Source organism: Citrobacter sp. Marseille-Q6884 (genome assembly GCF_945906775.1).
In the GTDB taxonomy this organism is placed as follows: domain Bacteria; phylum Pseudomonadota; class Gammaproteobacteria; order Enterobacterales; family Enterobacteriaceae; genus Citrobacter.
In genome coordinates this window covers 1,092,908-1,114,807 of record NZ_CAMDRE010000002.1, presented here as the reverse complement: position 1 = coordinate 1,114,807, position 21,900 = coordinate 1,092,908, and the positions used below count along the sequence as shown (strand labels likewise).

General features: G+C 50.7%; 22 protein-coding genes, 1 pseudogene and 1 other annotated feature. Of the genes and pseudogenes, 14 read left to right on the top strand and 9 right to left on the bottom strand.

Going from position 1 to position 21,900, the window contains the following annotated elements; genetic code table 11:
• Positions 1-54: 54 nt before the first annotated feature.
• Together N7268_RS20575 and rnm are read right to left on the bottom strand one after the other, a co-directional pair.
• Entirely contained in the window at positions 55-675 is a 621-nt protein-coding gene (locus tag N7268_RS20575; RefSeq protein WP_096756817.1) for an L-threonylcarbamoyladenylate synthase, read from the bottom strand.
• A complete protein-coding gene (gene rnm, locus N7268_RS20570) occupies positions 672-1,550 on the bottom strand; it encodes an RNase RNM (RefSeq protein ID WP_260864259.1) in 879 nt (292 codons plus the stop codon). Before rnm ends, N7268_RS20575 begins: the two co-directional genes overlap by 4 nt.
• Before the next feature lie 135 nt (positions 1,551-1,685).
• On the opposite strand from rnm, the gene trpL reads away from it, so the two are divergent.
• The 6 genes from trpL (at position 1,686) to trpA (ending at position 8,354) form a co-directional block, all read left to right on the top strand.
• On the top strand, positions 1,686-1,730 hold the full coding sequence (gene trpL, locus N7268_RS20565) for a trp operon leader peptide (protein ID WP_012905981.1): 45 nt from the start codon (positions 1,686-1,688) through the stop codon (positions 1,728-1,730).
• Positions 1,707-1,801 (top strand) — a sequence feature (Trp leader region). Its footprint overlaps the gene before it by 24 nt.
• 23 nt (positions 1,802-1,824) lie before the next feature.
• Positions 1,825-3,387, top strand: coding sequence for an anthranilate synthase component I (gene trpE / locus N7268_RS20560; protein WP_198904037.1), 1,563 nt, complete (start codon positions 1,825-1,827; stop codon positions 3,385-3,387).
• On the top strand, positions 3,387-4,982 hold the full coding sequence (gene trpD / locus N7268_RS20555) for a bifunctional anthranilate synthase glutamate amidotransferase component TrpG/anthranilate phosphoribosyltransferase TrpD (protein WP_198904036.1): 1,596 nt from the start codon (positions 3,387-3,389) through the stop codon (positions 4,980-4,982). Before trpE ends, trpD begins: the two co-directional genes overlap by 1 nt.
• Before the next feature lie 3 nt (positions 4,983-4,985).
• A complete protein-coding gene (gene trpCF / locus N7268_RS20550; protein ID WP_260864258.1) occupies positions 4,986-6,344 on the top strand; it encodes a bifunctional indole-3-glycerol-phosphate synthase TrpC/phosphoribosylanthranilate isomerase TrpF in 1,359 nt (452 codons plus the stop codon).
• Positions 6,345-6,354: 10 nt separating this feature from the next.
• Positions 6,355-7,548, top strand: a complete 1,194-nt coding sequence (trpB, locus tag N7268_RS20545) for a tryptophan synthase subunit beta (protein WP_260864257.1) — start codon at positions 6,355-6,357, stop codon at positions 7,546-7,548.
• Positions 7,548-8,354, top strand: coding sequence for a tryptophan synthase subunit alpha (gene trpA / locus N7268_RS20540; protein ID WP_260864256.1), 807 nt, complete (start codon positions 7,548-7,550; stop codon positions 8,352-8,354). The genes trpB and trpA overlap by 1 nt, the downstream gene beginning before the upstream one ends.
• Positions 8,355-8,388: 34 nt before the next feature.
• Here the strand turns inward: trpA and N7268_RS20535 are convergent, their stop codons facing one another.
• The 5 genes from N7268_RS20535 to ompW form a co-directional block, all read right to left on the bottom strand.
• The gene (locus tag N7268_RS20535; RefSeq protein ID WP_260864255.1) at positions 8,389-9,855 is read right to left on the bottom strand and encodes a GGDEF domain-containing protein; all 1,467 of its coding nucleotides are present in this window, start codon (positions 9,853-9,855) and stop codon (positions 8,389-8,391) included.
• A 192-nt stretch (positions 9,856-10,047) separates the two neighbouring features.
• A complete protein-coding gene (locus N7268_RS20530; protein WP_260864254.1) occupies positions 10,048-10,323 on the bottom strand; it encodes a hypothetical protein in 276 nt (91 codons plus the stop codon).
• A gap of 529 nt (positions 10,324-10,852) precedes the next feature.
• Positions 10,853-12,121, bottom strand: coding sequence for a Y-family DNA polymerase (locus tag N7268_RS20525; protein WP_260864253.1), 1,269 nt, complete (start codon positions 12,119-12,121; stop codon positions 10,853-10,855).
• A 2-nt stretch (positions 12,122-12,123) separates the two neighbouring features.
• Entirely contained in the window at positions 12,124-12,543 is a 420-nt protein-coding gene (locus N7268_RS20520; protein ID WP_260864252.1) for a translesion error-prone DNA polymerase V autoproteolytic subunit, read from the bottom strand.
• Positions 12,544-12,748: 205 nt separating this feature from the next.
• Complete coding sequence (ompW, locus tag N7268_RS20515) at positions 12,749-13,387, bottom strand: outer membrane protein OmpW (protein WP_260864251.1); 639 nt, start codon at positions 13,385-13,387, stop codon at positions 12,749-12,751.
• Between the two features lie 284 nt (positions 13,388-13,671).
• Between ompW and N7268_RS20510 the strand changes: the two are divergent.
• The 4 genes and pseudogenes from N7268_RS20510 to yciA all read left to right on the top strand — a co-directional run.
• Positions 13,672-13,749 (top strand): annotated as a pseudogene (locus N7268_RS20510) (YkgJ family cysteine cluster protein); the annotation flags it as partial.
• A 28-nt stretch (positions 13,750-13,777) separates the two neighbouring features.
• Positions 13,778-14,521, top strand: coding sequence for a YciC family protein (locus N7268_RS20505; protein WP_260864250.1), 744 nt, complete (start codon positions 13,778-13,780; stop codon positions 14,519-14,521).
• Positions 14,522-14,576: 55 nt separating this feature from the next.
• Positions 14,577-15,116: a septation protein A gene (locus N7268_RS20500; protein WP_003020667.1), complete on the top strand. Its 540-nt coding sequence runs from the start codon at positions 14,577-14,579 to the stop codon at positions 15,114-15,116.
• Positions 15,117-15,288: 172 nt separating this feature from the next.
• Positions 15,289-15,690, top strand: a complete 402-nt coding sequence (gene yciA / locus N7268_RS20495) for an acyl-CoA thioester hydrolase YciA (RefSeq protein WP_198904026.1) — start codon at positions 15,289-15,291, stop codon at positions 15,688-15,690.
• A gap of 42 nt (positions 15,691-15,732) precedes the next feature.
• On the opposite strand, the gene tonB is transcribed toward yciA, so the two are convergent.
• Positions 15,733-16,461, bottom strand: coding sequence for a TonB system transport protein TonB (gene tonB / locus N7268_RS20490; protein ID WP_260864249.1), 729 nt, complete (start codon positions 16,459-16,461; stop codon positions 15,733-15,735).
• Between the two features lie 215 nt (positions 16,462-16,676).
• On the opposite strand from tonB, the gene N7268_RS20485 reads away from it, so the two are divergent.
• From N7268_RS20485 to glpQ, 4 genes are all read left to right on the top strand, one after another.
• Complete coding sequence (locus tag N7268_RS20485) at positions 16,677-16,973, top strand: YciI family protein (RefSeq protein WP_198904025.1); 297 nt, start codon at positions 16,677-16,679, stop codon at positions 16,971-16,973.
• 153 nt (positions 16,974-17,126) lie between these two features.
• Entirely contained in the window at positions 17,127-17,765 is a 639-nt protein-coding gene (locus N7268_RS20480; protein WP_260864248.1) for an SOS response-associated peptidase, read from the top strand.
• A gap of 62 nt (positions 17,766-17,827) precedes the next feature.
• Positions 17,828-18,990 (top strand): IS3 family transposase gene (locus N7268_RS20475; protein ID WP_260864247.1). Its coding sequence is split into 2 segments (ribosomal slippage): positions 17,828-18,095 and positions 18,095-18,990, totalling 1,164 coding nucleotides; the frame shifts between segments, so codons are not numbered across the junction.
• A gap of 266 nt (positions 18,991-19,256) precedes the next feature.
• Complete coding sequence (gene glpQ / locus N7268_RS20470; protein WP_260864246.1) at positions 19,257-20,309, top strand: glycerophosphodiester phosphodiesterase; 1,053 nt, start codon at positions 19,257-19,259, stop codon at positions 20,307-20,309.
• A gap of 257 nt (positions 20,310-20,566) precedes the next feature.
• On the opposite strand, the gene N7268_RS20465 is transcribed toward glpQ, so the two are convergent.
• Entirely contained in the window at positions 20,567-21,883 is a 1,317-nt protein-coding gene (locus tag N7268_RS20465; protein WP_260864245.1) for a phage tail protein, read from the bottom strand.
• Between the last annotated feature and the right edge of the window lie 17 nt (positions 21,884-21,900).

Below are 21,900 nucleotides of genomic sequence, written 5' to 3'. Positions count from 1 at the left end.
CAACGGCGCCAGTCAGCGCCATTTTAAGGCCGCGTAGTATAACGAGTTGCGCCCTTATAAGAAAGGTTTAACGTCGCCAACGCCTTCACGCAAGACCACCGGAGAATCATCGGTCAAATCGATAACCGTAGTCGGCTGCTGGCCGAGATAACCGCCGTGGATAATCAAATCAACCTGCTTCTCCAGACGATCTTTGATCTCTTCCGGGTCGGACTCGGTAAACTCACTGCCAGGCAGCATCAGCGAGGTGGAGAGCATTGGCTCGCCCAGTGCCTCCAGCAACGCCAGCGCAATCGGGTTCGACGGTACACGCAGGCCGATGGTTTTCCGTTTTTCCTGCAGCAGTCGGCGCGGCACTTCTTTCGTCCCTTTCAGGATGAACGTGTAGTTCCCCGGCGTGTTGTTCTTAATTAAACGAAAGGCAACGTTATCGACGAAGGAATAGGTAGACAGCTCGGAAAGATCGCGGCACATCAGCGTAAAGTTGTGACCATCCGGCAGATGACGAATACGACAAATGCGCTCCATCGCGCCTTTATCTTCAATTTTGCAGCCAAGCGCATAGCCGGAGTCGGTTGGATACACGATCACCCCACCTTTACGCACAATTTCAACGGCCTGATTGATTAGCCGTTGCTGCGGGTTATCAGGATGAATATAAAAAAACTGGCTCATACTTTCCTCTCTGTAGTCTCGGGCTGTTCCCAAAGCTGCCAGACGCCTTCAACGCCTGCGGGCAACCAGAGTTTGCGACCCAATTCAATCCACGGGCACGGCTGATGAAAATCAGACCCTTGTGATGCCCATAACTGATGCTGACGCGCAAGCGTTGCCAGATGGGTGCGTTCATTGGGAGACTGCTGACACTGCGCCACTTCCATCGCGTCGCCGTGATGTTCGGCAAAATGTGCAACCAGTCTTTTCAGCCACTTAGCGCTAAGATCGTACCGACCAGGATGAGCCAGCACCGCCTTACCGCCAGAATGATGAATGACATCAATAGCTTGTTCTATTGTACACCACTGCGGCGGAACGTAACCGGTTTTCCCACGGGCAAGGTATTTTTTAAAGACATCCGCTATCGTGGTGGCTTTTCCGCTTTCAACCAGAAAGCGCGCAAAATGACCACGCGTGACGGCACCGCCGTCAGCCAGACGTAAAGCCCCTTCCCACGCCCCCGGGATATGCGCTTTGTCCAGTCGTTCAGCTATCAACCGGGCACGCTGCTGACGACGTTCCGTTTGTTCTGCCAGAAATTCGCGCATTAATGGGTGTTCGATATCAATGTTCAGACCCACAATATGGATCTCGTGATTTTCCCAGACCGTTGAAATTTCAACGCCAGAGATCAGGTTTAGCGCCAACCCCGAACGTGAAATTTCTTCTCTTGCCGCCGCAATGCCTGCCGTGGTGTCATGATCGGTGATCGCCAATGTACCGACTCGCATCTCTACCGCACGGTGTACCAACGCTTCTGGCGTCAATCGTCCATCGGACGCCGTTGTATGACTGTGCAGGTCGTAAATGACTGCGTAATTCGTGTCGCTCAAGGCGGCTCCCGTTTCAATAAATGTCGTATCACGCCCATCATAGCGGTTTCGACAAATTTACTGAAATCAGGTGTTGACTTTATTCCACCGAACTAGTTAACTAGTACGCAAGTTCACATGAAGAAGGTATCTGAGATGAAAGCAACATTTGTACTGCACGGTTGGTGGCGCACTTCCTGATTTCGGGCAGTGTCTTACGTCTGCAATATGCAACCAGATACCCGGCCCGCCAAATGAGCGGGCTTTTTTTTGAACAAAATTAATGAGAATAACGATGCAAACACAAAAACCGACACTTGAACTGCTGGCCTGCGATGCCGCCTATCGTGAGAATCCGACAGCGCTGTTCCACCAGGTTTGTGGCGCCCGCCCGGCAACGTTGTTGCTGGAGTCCGCCGATATCGACAGCAAAGATGATCTGAAAAGCCTGCTGCTGGTTGATAGCGCATTGCGCATTACTGCACTGGGTGACACCGTCACAATTAAGGCGTTATCGGCTAACGGTGCGTCATTGCTACCTCTGCTGGACGCAGTCCTTCCCGCAGGCGTTGAGAACGAGAAACAACCGAACGTCCGTCAGCTGCGTTTCCCTGCCGTCAGCCCGCTGCTGGATGAAGATGCCCGCTTATGTTCACTGTCCGTGTTTGACGCGTTCCGTTTATTGCAGGACCTGGTCAACGTACCGGCACAAGAGCGTGAAGCCATGTTCTTTGGCGGGTTGTTCTCCTACGATTTGGTCGCCGGGTTTGAGGATTTACCCCAGCTTGAAGCGGGTAACCGTTGTCCTGACTACTGCTTTTATCTGGCAGAAACGCTGATGGTCATCGACCATCAGAAAAAAAGTACCCGTATCCAGGCCAGCGTATTTACGCCCAGCGCAGACGAAAAACAGCGTCTGAACGCGCGTCTGGCGCAACTGACCCAACAGTTAACCGAACCTGCGCCGCCGCTGCCGGTCACTGACGTACCGGATATGCGCTGCGAGTGCAATCAGAGCGATGAAGAGTTTGGTCACGTTGTCCGTGGGTTGCAAAAAGCCATTCGCGCCGGTGAAATTTTTCAGGTTGTGCCTTCCCGTCGTTTTTCGCTTCCCTGCCCGTCACCGCTGGCGGCTTATTACGTGCTGAAGAAGAGCAACCCCAGCCCGTACATGTTTTTCATGCAGGATGACGATTTCACGCTGTTCGGCGCGTCCCCTGAAAGTTCGCTGAAATACGATGCCACCAGCCGCCAGATTGAAATCTACCCCATTGCCGGAACCCGCCCGCGTGGTCGTCGTGCTGACGGATCACTGGATCGTGACCTCGACAGCCGCATCGAACTGGAAATGCGCACCGATCACAAAGAGCTGTCTGAGCATCTGATGTTGGTTGACCTGGCACGTAACGACCTGGCGCGTATCTGTACGCCGGGCAGTCGCTACGTTGCTGACCTGACCAAAGTAGATCGCTACTCCTTTGTTATGCACCTGGTTTCCCGCGTCGTGGGTGAACTGCGTAACGATCTGGACGTACTGCATGCTTACCGCGCCTGCATGAACATGGGCACGCTGAGCGGTGCGCCAAAAGTGCGTGCGATGCAGCTTATAGCAGAAGCTGAAGGTCGTCGCCGTGGCAGTTATGGCGGCGCAGTAGGCTACTTCACCGCCCATGGCGATCTGGACACCTGCATTGTGATCCGCTCCGCGCTGGTGGAAGACGGTATTGCCACCGTGCAGGCTGGTGCCGGGATTGTGCTGGATTCTGTTCCGCAGTCTGAAGCCGATGAAACCCGTAATAAAGCACGTGCGGTTCTGCGTGCTATCGCTACCGCGCACCATGCACAGGAGACTTTCTAATGGCTGACATTCTGCTGCTCGATAACATCGACTCTTTCACCTATAACCTGGCAGATCAGCTGCGGACTAACGGTCACAACGTCGTCATTTACCGTAATCATCTTCCGGCACAGACGTTAATTGACCGCTTAGCGACGATGAAAAACCCAGTACTGATGCTCTCCCCTGGCCCCGGTGCGCCGAGCGAAGCGGGCTGCATGCCGGAATTGTTAACCCGTCTGCGCGGCAAACTGCCCATCATTGGGATCTGTCTTGGACACCAGGCGATTGTTGAAGCCTATGGCGGTTATGTGGGTCAGGCAGGTGAAATCCTGCACGGCAAAGCCTCCAGCATTGAACACGATGGTCAGGCGATGTTTGCCGGTCTGGCAAATCCGCTGCCGGTAGCGCGCTATCATTCACTGGTCGGCAGCAATGTCCCGGCCGGGCTGACCATTAACGCCCACTTTAACGGCATGGTGATGGCGGTACGTCATGACACCGACCGCGTGTGCGGTTTCCAGTTCCACCCTGAGTCAATTCTCACCACCCAGGGCGCGCGTTTACTGGAGCAAACGCTGGCCTGGGCGCAACAGAAACTCGAGCAAACCAACACCCTGCAGCCCATTCTGGAGAAACTGTACCAGGCTCAAACGCTCTCGCAGCAGGAGAGTCACCAGTTGTTCTCCGCGGTGGTACGCGGTGAACTGAAGCCGGAACAACTGGCCGCCGCGCTGGTGAGTATGAAAGTGCGTGGCGAGCATCCGAATGAGATTGCCGGTGCCGCTACCGCTTTACTGGAAAATGCCGCGCCGTTCCCGCGCCCGGACTACCTGTTCGCCGATATTGTGGGCACCGGTGGTGACGGCAGCAATAGTATCAATATTTCCACGGCCAGCGCATTCGTCGCCGCCGCCTGTGGGTTAAAAGTGGCAAAACACGGCAACCGCAGCGTGTCCAGTAAATCGGGCTCTTCGGATCTGTTGGCGGCCTTTGGTATCAATCTGGATATGAATGCCGATAAATCCAGACTGGCGCTTGATGAACTGGGCGTTTGCTTCCTGTTTGCGCCGAAATACCACACCGGTTTTCGTCACGCGATGCCGGTTCGCCAGCAGCTAAAAACCCGCACCCTGTTTAACGTGCTTGGGCCGCTGATTAACCCGGCGCATCCGCCGTTGGCGCTCATCGGCGTCTACAGCCCGGAACTGGTATTGCCGATTGCCGAGACGCTACGCGTGCTGGGGTACCAGCGTGCCGCCGTCGTACACAGCGGTGGAATGGATGAAGTTTCGCTGCATGCGCCCACCATTGTGGCAGAGCTGCATGACGGTGAAATCAAGAGCTATCAGTTGACGGCAGAAGACTTTGGCCTGACGCCATACCACCAGGAACAGCTGGCGGGCGGCACGCCAGAAGAAAACCGTGACATTCTCAGCCGCTTGCTACAAGGTAAAGGTGAAGCCGCTCACGAGGCTGCTGTGGCCGCGAATGTCGCCATGTTAATGCGTCTGCACGGTGAAGAAGATTTAAAAGCCAATGCGCAAACTGTGATTAATGTACTGCGCAGCGGTGCGGCCTATGACCGTGTCACTGCACTGGCAGCAAGAGGGTAAATGATGCAAACCGTTTTAGCGAAAATTGTCGCAGACAAGGCGATTTGGGTAGAAGCCCGCAAGCAGCAACAACCGCTGGCCAGCTTTCAGAATGACGTTCAGCCAAGCACGCGTCATTTCTACGATGCCCTGCAGGGTGCGCGTACCGCGTTTATCCTGGAGTGTAAAAAAGCCTCCCCGTCAAAAGGGGTGATCCGCGATGACTTCGATCCGGCGCACATTGCAGGGGTCTATAAACATTATGCTTCCGCGATTTCCGTGCTCACCGACGAAAAATATTTTCAGGGCAGCTTTGATTTCCTGCCTATCGTGAGCCGCATCGCGCCACAGCCGATTCTGTGTAAGGACTTTATTATCGATCCTTACCAGATTTACCTGGCGCGTTATTACCAGGCCGACGCCTGTTTGTTAATGCTGTCGGTATTAGACGATGAACAATATCGCCAGCTCTCTGCCGTTGCGCATAGCCTGAAAATGGGCGTACTGACCGAGGTCAGTAACGAAGAGGAATTGGAACGCGCGATCGCGCTTGGCGCAAAAGTCGTTGGCATCAACAACCGTGATTTGCGTGACTTGTCGATTGATCTGAACCGCACTCGCCAGCTGGCGCCGCGACTGGGCCATGGCGTGACCGTTATCAGTGAATCCGGGATCAATACCTACGGTCAGGTCCGTGAACTTAGCCACTTCGCCAATGGCTTTTTGATTGGCTCTGCGCTGATGTCCCATGACGACCTGCATGCCGCAGTACGTCGCGTTCTGCTCGGCGAGAATAAAGTGTGCGGCCTGACTCGCGCACAAGATGCAAAAGCGGCACACGAAGCTGGCGCAATCTATGGCGGATTAATCTTTGTCCCCACGTCTGCGCGCGTCGTCAGTATTGAACAAGCTCGTGAAGTCATCTCTGGCGCTCCGCTACAGTATATCGGCGTGTTTCGTGACAGTGCAATCGATGCGGTGTGCGCCACGGCTAAAAATCTGGCGCTGACGGCGGTGCAACTTCACGGTAGCGAAGATCAGCACTATGTCGATACGCTGCGTGCTGCGTTGCCGGAACAGGTGCAAATCTGGAAAGCGTTGAGCGTTGGCGAATCGCTGCCGGCTCGTGATTATCAACATATCGATAAATACGTTTTCGACAACGGCCTGGGCGGTAGCGGTCAACGTTTTGACTGGTCACTTTTGGGTGGACAAGTGCTGGATAACGTTCTACTGGCTGGCGGACTCGGTGCAGATAACTGCGTTGAGGCGGCAAAAACCGGCTGTGCCGGTCTCGATTTCAATTCTGGCGTAGAGTCGCAGCCGGGCATTAAAGATGCACGTCTTCTGGCTTCGGTCTTTCAAACACTGCGCGCATATTAAGGAAAAGGACATGACAACATTACTCAACCCCTATTTTGGTGAATTTGGCGGCATGTATGTGCCACAGATTCTGATGCCTGCGCTGCGTCAACTGGAAGAAGCCTTCGTCAGTGCGCAGAAAGATCCCGAGTTTCAGGCGCAATTTACCGATCTGCTGAAAAACTATGCGGGTCGCCCGACTGCGCTGACGAAATGCCAGAACATTACTGCTGGCACCAACACCACGCTGTATCTCAAGCGTGAAGATCTGCTGCACGGCGGCGCGCACAAAACCAACCAGGTGCTGGGCCAGGCGTTACTGGCAAAACGCATGGGGAAAACAGAAATCATCGCTGAAACCGGTGCAGGACAGCACGGCGTTGCGTCAGCGCTTGCCAGCGCCCTGCTGGGTCTGAAGTGCCGCATTTATATGGGTGCAAAAGACGTTGAACGCCAGTCACCCAACGTTTTCCGTATGCGTCTGATGGGAGCCGAAGTGATCCCGGTACACAGCGGCTCCGCCACGCTGAAAGATGCCTGCAACGAAGCGCTGCGTGACTGGTCTGGCAGCTACGATACCGCGCACTATATGCTCGGTACGGCGGCCGGCCCGCATCCATACCCCACCATTGTGCGCGAATTCCAGCGTATGATCGGCGAAGAAACTAAAGCGCAGATCCTGGAAAAAGAGGGTCGCCTGCCGGATGCCGTTATCGCCTGCGTCGGTGGAGGTTCTAACGCGATCGGTATGTTTGCTGATTTTATTAACGACACCAGCGTCGGACTGATTGGTGTTGAGCCGGGAGGCCACGGCATTGAATCCGGTGAACACGGCGCGCCGTTGAAGCATGGTCGCGTCGGCATTTACTTCGGCATGAAATCCCCCATGATGCAAACCGCAGAGGGGCAGATTGAAGAATCGTATTCCGTTTCTGCAGGGCTGGATTTCCCGTCAGTCGGGCCGCAGCATGCTTACCTGAACAGTATTGGCCGCGCGGACTATGTCTCAATCACCGATGATGAAGCGCTGGAAGCCTTTAAAACACTCTGTCTCCATGAGGGAATTATCCCGGCGCTGGAGTCATCTCATGCCCTGGCGCACGCGTTGAAAATGATGCGTGAAGATCCGGAAAAAGAGCAGTTACTGGTGGTCAATCTCTCCGGTCGCGGCGACAAAGACATTTTCACCGTACACGATATTCTGAAAGCGCGAGGGGAAATCTGATGGAACGTTATGCAAGCCTGTTTACCCAGTTGAATGACCGCAAGGAAGGCGCTTTTGTCCCTTTCGTCACCCTCGGCGATCCTTCTGTTGAGCAGTCACTGAACATTATTGATACGCTGATCGAGGCCGGTGCTGACGCGCTTGAGCTTGGTATTCCGTTCTCTGACCCGCTGGCTGACGGCCCGACGATTCAGGAAGCGACCTTACGTGCGTTTGCCGCAGGCGTGACACCGTCACAATGTTTTGAAATGCTGGCGCTGATCCGCCAGAAACACCCCACCATCCCTATTGGACTGCTGATGTACGCCAACCTGGTGTTCAACAAGGGCATTGACGAATTCTACGCGCAGTGTGAAAAAGTGGGTGTCGATTCTGTATTAGTGGCTGATGTGCCGGTTGAGGAGTCCGCCCCGTTCAGAGCGGCCGCATTGCGTCACAACATTGCGCCTATTTTCATCTGTCCGCCAAATGCCGACGACGAACTGTTGCGCCAGATTGCCGCCAATGGTCGAGGTTATACCTATCTGCTGTCACGTGCTGGCGTCACCGGTGCAGAAAACCGTGCGGCGCTACCGCTGCATCATCTGGTGGAAAAACTGAAAGAGTACAATGCACCGCCTGCTTTACAGGGCTTCGGCATCTCCGCGCCGGAACAGGTCACGGGCGCACTCGAGGCCGGCGCTGCCGGAGCAATTTCCGGCTCGGCAATTGTCAAAATCATTGAGAAAAACGTTGCGGCCCCCGAGCAAATGCTGTCGGAGCTGAAAACCTTTGTCAGCGCGATGAAAGCCGCTACCCGTCAGTAATCTGTAACCACCGCCAGAGCGCTTCTGGCGGTGGTTATCCTTTTGCCTGCTTCATTTTATACATTTCGTTATCCGCATTCTGGATTGCGGTATCCAGTTCGCCCTTCACCTCTGCAATCCCCCATGACACTGACAGTGGCACCGTATGCCCCTCCACCACAAATACGTGGTTATTAACCTGCCCGCTAATCCGCTCAGCAATGGCAACCGCGTCACTCGCCTGAGAGCGAAACAGCAGGATCATAAACTCGTCCCCACCGGTGCGGATCACAATATCGTGACTGGTTCGGGTGTTAGACAGCATTCGGTTGGCAATAGTTTGCAGGGCACGATCGCCCGCGGCATGCCCCCAGGTATCGTTAACGGCCTTAAATTTATTGCAATCCAGCAATACGACCGAGCAGTGTGATAAATCCCGCCGCCTGATAATGTCGAGGATTTTGCGATTAAAACAACCGGTCAGGGAGTCGATATACACCTTGAGGTCACTCTCATTTAGCCATGTCTTTAACGAAAAGCTGATGATAATAAAGAAGAAGGGAGCCAGCAGAATAACAATTCCGGCATGCGTATCACGCACCATGAAACGGCTCAGTGAGATCGAATAATGCAGCGCATACTTTTCTGACAAATATCTGACCGCGTATTTGGCGCCATCACACTTCCCCGATAAGCAGAGGCTCTCCTGGTCGAGTAAGTTCACCAACGCCACGTTAAGCCCCGGTGGGATCTGATATTCAAACGCGTTTGCCAGCGCTTCTATAAGCTCTGGTTTCGCATGATCATAGACCAGATACGCCACGATATGGTCTGTGACCTCTTTACCCGAGAGATCGTAGATATAACTCACTACGCTAAACGCCTTCTCTCCGGTAATTTTATCAACATAGAAATTCGTTGAGCTGAGGGCTTTGTTTTTGACATTTTTTTGCAGCAGACGGGTATAAAAATCGACCGGTGGATAGAAAAAACTGGATATATCCTTCGCCATCTCAGAATCAGAAAAATTAAAGTTGCGCGCATCCGCAGGCATAAACCAGTAAAAATAATCAGCATCTTTGGCAATGATGTAACGGTGCGCATCGAAGGTGCCCGGATTCAGTTCATTAACCCGACCTCGAATAAACTCCGCCGCCGCGTACATACACAGCGCTTTGAGACTGGTTTGTTTCGCGATAATGGTTCCTGATGCCGAATGAATCCGGGCCCGATCGGCATTGATCCCCCATTCTTCCGCATTTCGTGGAACAAATTGCGACATGTCACCACATTGCCCGGCATTTCTGATGTGGTGGTATCGTTCACCTATGGCATCGGAAAGAAGTTCATTATCATTAAAAATGTCCATCATGCGAGATTGCAGGCGGTTAATCCCTTCGTTTGCCGTCGCCATCCGCTGTTCGTAAATGATAAACAGGAACAACGAGGTAAATATCAGAGTAATCAGACCCGAGACCAGCAGCGCCTGCCTGTTTCTGAGCTTATCCTGCACAATCTTCACGAGTCCACCCTGATAGTTAACCGTATTGCCAAACCCATTACCCGCTTACATTGTTGCATAACAGCCCTAAACGCTTATAAAAAACACCCATTATTCTGTTCGTGATAATACGTTGAAACCACACGCTCTCCCGATCGCTAAAGTTACAGAATTATTCAAAAAAAGAATACTTTTTGTTAACAAATGAATGCGCTAGTCATCACCATCGAGGGGATAACCCGTCCGACGGATTGCCTCCCGGCAGTCGTTAACGCCTGCGGCGTAACCCGCTTCGATTTCACAAACCGGGCTGGCATTACAGAAAGGTAATCTAATCGGCGTGGCGATGGTTTTCTCCAGTGTTTCCATCTTGCTCATGTAATCCAGCAAAGCACGCGAAACGCACAGGGCAAATTCTGCCGTATCATCGCCAGTGGATGCTTCCAGATGTGAAATTTTTTGTTGCAATAGCTGGCGGGTCAACTCCATCGTCAATGCCCTCAATGCCGGTTTGCTTAAAGCGTAGCATTACCTCAAGGAGTGAAAAGGCAGGATGGGAAGAACAGAACATAAAAGAGGCGAAGACGATCACCGTGAGCGGCGCGGCATCCGCTGATACGTTCACATTCCCCCGTTATGCAAGGCATTGGGGAGGTGAAAATTCAGGGGCCAGAGTGGGAGCTCTGTTAATACCGCGTCGATTTCCTCTTGCTCTGTTCCCCCTGCACAGACTCAATGCTGTCTCAGTTGTCCGTCGCTATGTTTAGGCCCTATTCGACCCGCCTCGACCAGAATTTCCTCTATGAGCGCTTCAAGGCACTCCTTTCCATGATGATCACACACAAGATGCACTTGCCGGGAAATTTCTTCGTGTTTCATGCCATCACATAATGCGGCTTTAAGCATGACGCTGGCCCATCGTTTTGCTTCAGAATGAGTTAGCATAACCCCTCCCGATATTGGATACCTCTATAAGCGTAGCTGTCTGGTTATGATTCACCGGACTTTTCTCTCGCCCTTAACGGACTCGAAGCAGATCGGTGTATCGGGTGGTGTAGCGTGGGGAGAGCATTTCACGCTTCATCTGCCACGGCTGCTGGATGCCCTGCCCGGCGAAATACAGCGTTCCCCTGCCATCTTTAGCATTCAGACGATCCAGCACATCCATCAGCTTCTCACTGCCCGGACGCGGTGCATTATCATCAAACAGATTGAGCTGAGCCACACCCTGACTGAAAAAATCACCCAACATGACGCCCGCTTTCTGATAGCGATGCCCCTCTTTCCAGATGGCGTCCAGGCTTCGGGTTGCCGCAGCAATGATATCCCGGCTGTCCTGAGTTGGCGTGAGCAACTTCACCGACGCACTGTTACCGTAATACGGTTCATTGGGTACAAACGGAGATGTTTTGACAAAAGCCAGTATGAACCGGCAATACTGATGCTCTACGCGCAGTCTTTCCGCTGCCCTTGACGCATAACTGCAGATGGCCTGCCGCATATCCTCATACCGGGTAATTCTTTCCCCAAACGAGCGGGAGCAGAGAATCTCCTGTTTGTCAGGTGCGAACTCTTCCAGCGCCAGACAAGGTTCACCACGCAATTCACGCACCGTTCTTTCGAGTACCACATTGAAGTGCTTGCGGATAAAACGGATATCAGTATCCGCCAGATCCAATACAGTATTGATTCCCATAGCCTCCAGCTTTTTGCTGAGACGGCGTCCCACCCCCCAGACCTCTTCAACCGGAAATGCCGCCATGAGTTTACGCTGGCGCTCAATATTCGATAAATTCACCACACCGCCCGTCTGCTGGGGCCATTTTTTTGCCGCATGATTAGCCAGTTTTGCCAGCGTTTTGGTCTGTGCAATACCCACTCCCACCAGCAGATGAGTACGTTGTCGTAGCGTTTCTCGAATTTCCCTGCCAAAGTCGGTCAGATCACGGCAATTTCTTACACCTGTCAGGTCGCAGAATGCCTCATCAATGCTGTACATCTCCACGCGGGGAGACAATGCTTCCAGCGTCGTCATCACCCGGTGACTCATGTCCGCGTAGAGCTCATAGTTACTGCTGAAACACACCACACTGTAGCGGCGAAACACATCCTTTTGTTTAAAATACGGTGCGCCCATCTTAACCCCGACGGCTTTAGCCTCATCGTTTCGGGAGATGACGCAGCCATCGTTGTTTGAAAGCACAACAACCGGCCTTCCCTTCAGGTCGGGACGGAATATCAATTCACAGCTGGCATAAAACGAGTTCACATCAACCAGTGCAAACATAATCAGGTCGTCGCTTTTACGATAAATGTCACCACACCAAATATATCCAGTGTGTCCTCAGAACTCAGCATGATGGGCGAACAGGCCCTGTTCTCCGGTTTCAGCATTACCGTCGGGTGGAGCTGCAGACGTTTAACCGTGAATTCGCCGTCAACGGCAGCAATCACAATATCCCCATGGACGGCTTTTCTGGAACTGTCGACAACCAACAGATCGCCATCGCTTATCCCTGCGCCAATCATGGAATCGCCAGACGATTTTACAAAATACGTTGCACAGGGATGCCGGATTAATAACTCATTCAGGTCGATTCGTTTCTCAACATAGTCCTGAGCTGGCGAGGGAAAACCGCAGGGAACCCGGTCACTGAAGAGCGGGATGGTTTCAATTTCCCGGCGTTGCGTAGGCTGGAAAAACAACATGATGATCTGCCTTTATGATAACTGTATTTATATACAGTAGTATTTTATTAAGGACAGATCAAGGCGGGGATGGTCACGCAGGTTTTCCGGGATATAGCCGCAAAGTCATCGTGAGTAACGACAGTTATACAGGCAGAAAATAAAAAAAACTGGCCATTTGATGACCAGTTTTGCAGAAAATGTTGCTGAGGTTTTGCTGAAGAGATTAGAAGCGATAACCCGCAGAGAACATAAATACCCACGGATCGAGGCGTACGCTGTCATGCTGCTGCGCGCCGGCCAGTTTGTAGCTCGCGGTAGTGTCGATATCCATGTACCACACTGACATGTTAATTAACCAGTCACGGTTAATCAGGTAATCCATACCTACCTGGCCTGCCGCACCCCAGGAATCTTTCAGGCTCAGGTCGGATAACCCTTGATCCTTCCCATTACTGTTAAAATCTTCATCGAAGAATGTCGTGTAGTTAACACCCACCCCAACATAAGGGCGCAGTTTGCTGCTGGAATCACCGAAATACCACTGCGCCATTAACGTTGGCGGCAAATGGTGAACGGTCGCCACATCACCTGTCGGCGCAGTGCCTATTTTGTGGCGAAACGGTGTTGCGCCTAATAACTCAATACCAATATTGTCGGTTGCCATATAGGTGAATGTCAGACCAAGCTGTGTATTGTTACTGACGTTAAATCCACCCAAACTGCCTAACGTCCCACCCGCGCCTTCCGTCGGTCTGACCGTCGCAGAACCTGCACGAATAAAGAATTCTCCCGCCTCATGCGCATACACGCTCCCAGAGAGAAGAGTACTTAATGCCAATGCTGCCACTGTTAATTTTTTCATATCCGCTCCATCGTTATGGTTATAAAAACGTGAAGAATATACCTACATCGGAGTAATAAGTGCGCGATCAATGCTCACTTTAGGAACGAAAAATTAACATTTACTGATCCACATCAATTTAGAACGTGCATTAGAAATCCTGGTTAATATGTTTTAAATCAAATTCTGTATATTTTTACTATAAGTATTCATTTTCATTATTAAAAAGCGTGACAACGCAACGCCAAATCACCGGGTCAGCGCAAAGAAAAAAGGCCTGGCTTATCCGTCGAAGATGACGATCTCTTTACAAAGATATGCTTTTCAATACATCTCGCGATGCTGCCACTGTAGAGTTATCCAGGGTACAATTGCCCGCAAATGAACACCTGCAAAACTCAAGGAGAGTGCATGTCTATCACGGCGAAGTCCGTTTACCGTGACACGGGAAACTTTTTCCGTAATCAATTTATTACCATCTTGCTGGTATCGTTATTGTGTGCGTTTATCACAGTGGTGTTAGGGCATGCCTTTTCTCCCAGCGACGCACAAATTGCGCAGCTCAGTGAAGGGGATCAATTAACCAACAGCGTGGGACTGTTTGATCTGGTACAAAACATGACGCCGGAACAGCAGCAAATCCTGTTACGCGCATCCGCAGCATCGACGTTTTCTGGACTGATTGGGAATGCAATCCTCGCAGGAGGGGTGATCCTGATGATTCAGTTGATTTCAGCCGGTCATCGGGTCAGCGCATTACGCGCCATTGGTGCCAGTGCCCCCGTATTACCCAAATTGTTTATTCTGATTTTTCTGACTACCCTGTTGGTTCAAGTCGGTATTATGCTGGTCGTTGTACCGGGCATTCTGCTGGCGATCCTGCTCGCACTGGCCCCCGTCATGATGGTTCAGGACAAAATGGGCGTATTTGCGGCCATGCGCAACAGCATGCGTCTGGCATGGTCTAATATGCGACTGGTTGCACCCGCCGTGATCGGTTGGTTGCTGGCAAAAACAGTGCTGTTGCTGTTTGCACCAAACTTTGCAGTACTTACGCCGAACGTCGGCGCGGTATTGGCGAATACGTTGAGCAATATGATTTCTGCCGTGTTGCTGATCTACTTGTTTCGCCTGTACATGTTGATTCGCCAATAAACCCTGAATGCATCCGGCCCTGAAATCCGATGCTTTTTGATGATGGAATCGAAGAATGAAGCAGTTTCTTGATTTTTTACCGCTGGTTGTCTTTTTCGCTTTTTATAAGCTCTATGACATCTACGCAGCAACGTCGGCGCTTATCGTCGCGACGGCCGTGGTTTTAATTTACAGCTGGGTTCGCTATCGCAAAGTCGAGAAGATGGCGTTGATCACCTTTGTGCTGGTTGCCGTATTTGGCGGCCTGACCATTTTCTTCCACAACGACGAATTCATTAAGTGGAAGGTAACGGTTATTTATGGACTGTTTGCCGGCGCCCTGTTGGTAAGCCAGTGGGTGATGAAAAAGCCGCTGATCCAGCGCATGTTAGGTAAAGAGTTAACGCTACCGCAGCCGGTATGGTCGAAGCTTAATCTGGCTTGGGCTGTGTTTTTCATTCTGTGTGGGCTGGCGAATATCTACATCGCGTTTTGGCTGCCGCAAAACATTTGGGTTAATTTCAAAGTATTCGGGTTAACCGCGCTGACGTTATTCTTCACCCTGCTGAGCGGAGTCTATATTTACCGCCATCTGCCGCAGGAAGATAAATCGTAATACGCGTTCGCCAGATCTGCGTCTGTGGATCTGGCGAATTATTATCCGGTAACTTCCCTCGTTACCGACGAGTACGGTCTGCATCCGCTCCACACACCGCCTCCCCTCTGTTCTCAGCCCGCAAATCATAGTAGCATCGCGCCTGTAATCTTTCTCTACAGTCGGTTCTACAATGACAACAACGAATAACACCCCCCAGGGTGAACTGGTTTTACGCACTCTGGCCATGCCTGCCGATACCAATGCTAACGGCGATATTTTTGGCGGCTGGCTGATGTCACAGATGGATATTGGTGGCGCTATTCAGGCCAAAGAGATCGCACACGGTCGAGTGGTAACGGTGCGTGTGGAAGGTATGAGCTTTTTACGCCCTGTCGCCGTGGGTGATGTCGTCTGCTGCTACGCGCGTTGTGTGAAACGCGGCACAACCTCGATCAGTATTAATATTGAAGTGTGGGTAAAGAAAGTGGCGTCAGAGCCTATTGGTCAGCGCTATAAAGCCACCGAAGCATTATTCATTTATGTTGCGGTTGATAAAGACGGAAAACCCCGTCCGATACCAGCTCAGCCATAAAACAAGAAAGCCTCCAAATGGAGGCTTTCTTGTTTATCACGCTTATTCGATTTGTGTCGCCCCGTTCAGGCGGAAGACGATGTTCACCACCAGGCCAGAACCGGGTTTTCCGGCTTCATAACGCCACCGACGCATCGCATTCTTCACTTCACGCTCAAACATATTGGCAGGCTGCGCGGAAAGTACTTCGACATTCTCAACTCGCCCATCTGACGTCACATCAAACTTAACTTTTACACGACCTTCAATACGCAGAGCCTGCGCACGCGCCGGATACTGTGGCTGGTTACGGCTCAACGCACGTGGGCCTGCCGGTACGCTGACTGCAGGTTTACTGGTTGTCGCTGCAGTGGTGCTGGTCGCAGGACGCGCTGGCGCAATATTCTCGAATGGCGAGGCCGGACGTGGCTCAGCCGGTTTAACGTCACGTTTCGGTTGTTCTTCGACCTTTTTCACCGGTTTCGGCTTCGGTTTTGGCTTGGGCTTCGGTTTCTCAATGACCACAGGCGCCTCTTTTGGCGGCTCCGGTATCGGCTCAGGTTCCGGTTCAGGCTCGACGACAGGTTCTGGTGGCGGCTGAACTGCCTGAGGGGGTTCGAGGTCAGCAGGCGCGACCATCGTGATAGAGATCGGCTGCGCTGGCGCAGGCAGTTCAATAACCTGATGTACCGAGGTATACAGCAGACCCGCCACTACAGCACCGTGAATGCCGACAGAAAGTAACGTCGGCCAGGGAAAGCGACGAGGTAAATCAAGGGTCATTGAAGTCATAATCGTATCAGTTAAAAAACCAGGCCCTGATTTTAAATGCAAATAGCAATCATATTCAACAAGACCGACACGGTAAGCGGCATTTAAAACGCAATTTCATGCAAATAAACCCTCTTTATCATGTGGTCTTAACAAATTGGCTATCTTTACGTTGCAGTTACCAGACCTTTCCAATAACGTAATTAACGACTTTTACCGTTCAAGGAGCTTTTCCCGTGCTGTACGTTATTTATGCTCAAGATATCGCAGACTCTCTCGAAAAACGCCTTTCCGTGCGTCCGGCCCATCTGGCACGCCTGCAACTGCTCCATGATGAAGGACGATTGCTCACTGCTGGCCCCATGCCTGCAGTAGACAGTAACGATCCAGGCGTTGCGGGCTTTACCGGTTCGACAGTCATTGCTGAATTTGAATCATTAGAAGCCGCACAGGCATGGGCTGAAGCCGACCCTTATGTGGCCGCTGGCGTTTATGCGCACGTTTCAGTAAAGCCGTTTAAAAAAGTGTTTTGAATAAATTAAATATTATTTAAATTCAAAGCAATAACGAAAGACAGTCAACACAATCAATAATAAAGGGCGCATTTAAGTACACATTAATCTAAGCGCCCCCTTTTTTTTCGCTACGACTTATACTTTCAGTCTGACATCTGGCTGGAGGTTTCTATGTGCGGACGCTTTTCACAGTCAATGACGCGTGAAGACTATCTCGCCCTTCTCGCTAACGAAACTGACCGTGATATCCCCTATGACCCGGAACCGATCGGTCGATTCAACGTTGCGCCAGGCACAAAAGTTCTACTGTTGAGCGAACGAGATGAGCAGTTGCATCTTGATCCCGTGCTATGGGGTTACGCTCCAGGTTGGTGGGATAAGCCGCCTCTCATTAACGCCCGCGTTGAAACGGCGGCCACCAGCAGAATGTTTAAGTCTCTGTGGCAACATGGCCGCGCAATCTGCTTTGCTGACGGATGGTTTGAATGGAAAAAGGAAGGAGATAAGAAGCAACCCTACTTCATTCATCGCGCCGACGGCAATCCGATATTCATGGCAGCGATCGGCAGCATCCCCTTCGAACGCGGGGATGAAGCTGAAGGTTTTCTCATAGTGACGTCTGCAGCCGACAAAGGACTGGTGGATATTCACGACAGGCGACCGCTGGTATTGTCGCCAGAAGCTGCTCGCGAATGGATGAGGCAGGATGTTGGAGGAAAAGAAGCGGAGGAAATAGCAGCCGACGGTTCAGTGCCGGCTGATAAATTTATCTGGCACGCGGTATCACGCACCGTGGGGAATGTGAAGTGATCTTACCCAGCAATAGTGGACACGCGGCTAAGTGAGTAAACTCTCAGTCAGAGGTGACTCACATGACAAAAACAGTATCAACCAGTAAAAAACCCCGTAAACAGCATTCGCCTGAATTTCGCAGTGAAGCCCTGAAGCTTGCTGAACGCATCGGTGTTGCTGCCGCAGCCCGTGAACTCAGCCTGTATGAATCACAGCTCTACAGCTGGCGCAGTAAACAGCAAAATCAGCAGACGTCTTCTGAACGTGAACTGGAGATGTCTACCGAGATTGCACGTCTCAAACGCCAGCTGGCAGAACGGGATGAAGAGCTGGCTATCCTCCAAAAGACCGCGACATACTTCGCGAAGCGCCTGAAATGAAGTATGTCTTTATTGAAAAACTTCAGGCTGAGTTCAGCATCAAAGCAATGTGCCGCGTGCTCCGGGTGGCCCGCAGCGGCTGGTATACGTGGTGTCAGCGGCGGACAAGGATAAGCACGCGTCAGCAGTTCCGCCAATACTGCGACAGCGTTGTCCTCGCGGCTTTTACCCGGTCAAAACAGCGTTACGGTGCACCACGCCTGACGGATGAACTGCGTGCTCAGGGTTACCACTTTAACGTAAAAACCGTGGCGGCAAGCCTGCGCCGTCAGGGGCTGAGGGCAAAGGCCTCCCGGAAGTTCAGCCCGGTCAGTTACCGCGCACACGGCCTGCCTGTGTCAGAAAATCTGCTGGAGCAGGATTTTTACGCCAGTGGCCCGAACCAGAAGTGGGCGGGAGACATCACGTACTTACGTACAGATGAAGGCTGGCTGTATCTGGCAGTGGTCATTGATCTGTGGTCACGTGCCGTTATTGGCTGGTCAATGTCGCCACGCATGACGGCGCAACTGGCCTGCGATGCCCTGCAGATAGCGCTGTGGCGGCGTAAGAGGCCCCGGAACGTTATCGTTCACACGGACCGTGGAGGCCAGTACTGTTCAGCAGATTATCAGGCGCAACTGAAGCGGCATAATCTACGTGGAAGCGTGAGCGCAAAAGGTTGCTGCTACGATAATGCCTGTGTGGAAAGCTTCTTTCATTTGCTGAAAGTGGAATGTATCCATGGAGAACACTTTATCAGCCGGGAAATAATGCGGGCAACGGTGTTTAATTATATCGAATGTGATTACAATCGCTGGCGACGGCACAGTTGGTGTGGCGGCCTCAGTCCGGAACAATTTGAAAACCAGAACCTCGCTTAGGCCTGTGTCCATATTACGTGGGTAGGATCAAAGAATCAGGGAGCAAACTTGATAAAACCTGCGTGATTAATCCACAAATGAACACAAGTATAGTAAAGACTTTCGCTGCCATCTTTGTGATATACAACCAGTCCGCTATCAAGTTGATCGTTCTAATTCGAATACAGTTGTGCCGTATTACCTTGCTTTGCAAATGTGGCGTATTTGTGTTGAGATTGACATTTACTTACATTATTCTACGAGTAAGTTAATTCATAGGAAAGATTATGTTTGTTAAAAAATCCACACTAATAATGCTTTTAACACTTTCGTTTTCAGTATTTCCCTCTCAAAAAGTTGTTATTGCGCACCGGGGGGCAAGCGGTTACCTCCCTGAACATACCCTTGAAGCTAAAGCTTTTGCTTACGCCCAAGGAGCAGACTATCTTGAACAAGACGTAGTTTTAACAAAGGATAATAGATTAGTAATTCTCCATGATCTTTTTCTAGACGACGTAACTGATGTAGCTATAAAATTCCCAGGCAGATCACGACCTGATGGTAGATTTTATGCAATAGATTTTACACTAGATGAAATCTTGCAACTGCATGCCACAAGCCGCTTCAGGAATATTAATAATAAACCTACCCCTATCTACCCGAATAGATTTCCTATATTTACCTCAAATTTTAGACTACACACTCTTGAAGATGAAATTGAATTTATCCAAGGGCTCAATAAATCAACAAAACAAAATAGAGGACTATTTATTGAAATAAAGAACCCAGCATTTCACATGAAAGAAGGTAAGGATATATCCAAATCTCTTCTAAGTATTTTAAAAGAATATGGTTACACTTCTAAAACAGATAACATATACATTCAATGTATTGATCCAAATGAGCTGAAACGTATAAAATTTAGTATAGGGCCAGAAACAGGTGTCAATGTTAAACTAACACAACTTATCGCCTACAACAAATTGAATGCTAAAAAAAATATTAAAGATGGCGAGAAGAGTAATCATGATGACAATTTAACGTTTACCCCCCAAGAATTGGCGGAGATCGCAAAATACGCTGATGCTATCTCACCAGATTTTCAAATACTAATTAACAAGGGCGATGGCAAAATCACTGTTTCACATTTAACCAAGTACGCCCACAAAAATGGACTTAAAGTTATACCATTTACAGTTTCATCTGACGCACTACCAAGTTATATAGAATCTGTTAATGCTTTATATGATCTAATGTACAAAGTAGAAGGTGTAGATGGCTTATTTAGTGATCATCCTGATCAGGCTATCATGTACCTCAAAGAAAACAATTTTAGATAAAACCCATTATTAATATAAGCACGAATATTGAATTTCGTGTTAACGGATGATTGCTTAAAGTGCATAAATAAAACAAATATTAATAGCCCAAGCAGTTGGGCTATTAGAACAAGTTTTTTTGAAGATCGGGTATACATTTTTACCACAGCCCCCCTGTAGCCACGACTGGCAATCATTCAATACTCGCACTATCGAACGTTCGCCAGCCAGCCGCAACCCGTTCTTGCATACGGTGTGGTTGCGGCAACTATCGATTTTCACGGTTGGGTCTCTTGCTGGCGCTCATATTCAGCTTTTTCCATCGCCTCCAGTATATCCTTCTGTTTCTGATTCCAGATGCTGTTCACCGGCATTTCCACACGAACTGAAACAAAAGAATCAGCCGGAATGTCTACAGGCTCTCCGTCAGCCACAATTTCAGTAAATGTCCGGTTTGCATCTGTGTGCCCTATTCTGTTCCGGGCAAATTCCGGTGCGGAGGCATGCATACGGTGATATGTTTTAATCACAATTGAACCATCCGCATTTACTTTGTAGTCAAGCCAGATACGAGGTTGTTTATTCCTGTCGGTCGGGATATCGAAACCACCATCTATGCCGCCCCACGCAGCATCTGCATTTAGCCCAATGCATCCTTCAATCAGATATTCACCAACAGCTTGCCGCGTTACTGTTACGCCTTGCGATTCTTCATTAGTTTCCACGCTACCGTCGGCAAATAGCTTAACTATGGGTGATGCGGCTTTTAATGTGCCGTCCGAAGCCCTTGTCGTATTGCCACTTGAATATAGCGTCCACCAGTCACCAAATGCGCCCGCCCTGCATTCCCTGTACTGCAGCGCTGAATACAGGTTTTGTTTTGCAAGTTGAAAACCATACGAACCATTCATGATTAATGCAATTGCGCCACCATTCGAACCAGGAGCTCCGGGGGCTGTCGGAGCTCCAGTATATATTCCCCGTGGTATATCAGTCCGATTGTAGTTGCCAAGAGGTGGTACCCCGGCATCATTAACACTCCCAATACCAACTGAATTAAACCCTACGGTCATGACTTTTCCGATATCCGGACCTGCATCAAGAATGGCTGCGCTACCAAGTCCTAAATTTTTACGTGACCCGGCCGCATCTGTAGCTCCTGTCCCGCCCTGGTTGACTGGCACCGCACCACCAGATTTTGTCGCCATATTATCGGACAGATATTTCCATGATGGTCCGCTAAACTCCGACTGGTCAGGCAGCCTTACCGTGATATTTCCCGTACCACTGAATACCTGCTGCCAGTTCTGTTTGTCATAGTTTAGCCCGCGCAGTGCTTCTGCACTTTGAGCCACCAGCGCGGCGGTAACCATATTAAGCGCCAAACGAGGAACGGCTGACCAGGCTGAACCTGATTGTGTTGGTCCGGTGAAGTTGCTGACCAGCGTCAGGGCTGTATTGTTGGTGACCGTTTTAACCGGGAGGGTATATGGCACACCGCCAACGGTGGCAACAATAAAGTCCCCTGCGGCCAGTTCCGTGGTAATGAAGTGGTTTACTGAATTTGGCCACCTGAACAGAGGTGATATGCTCATCTCAGAACAATACAGGT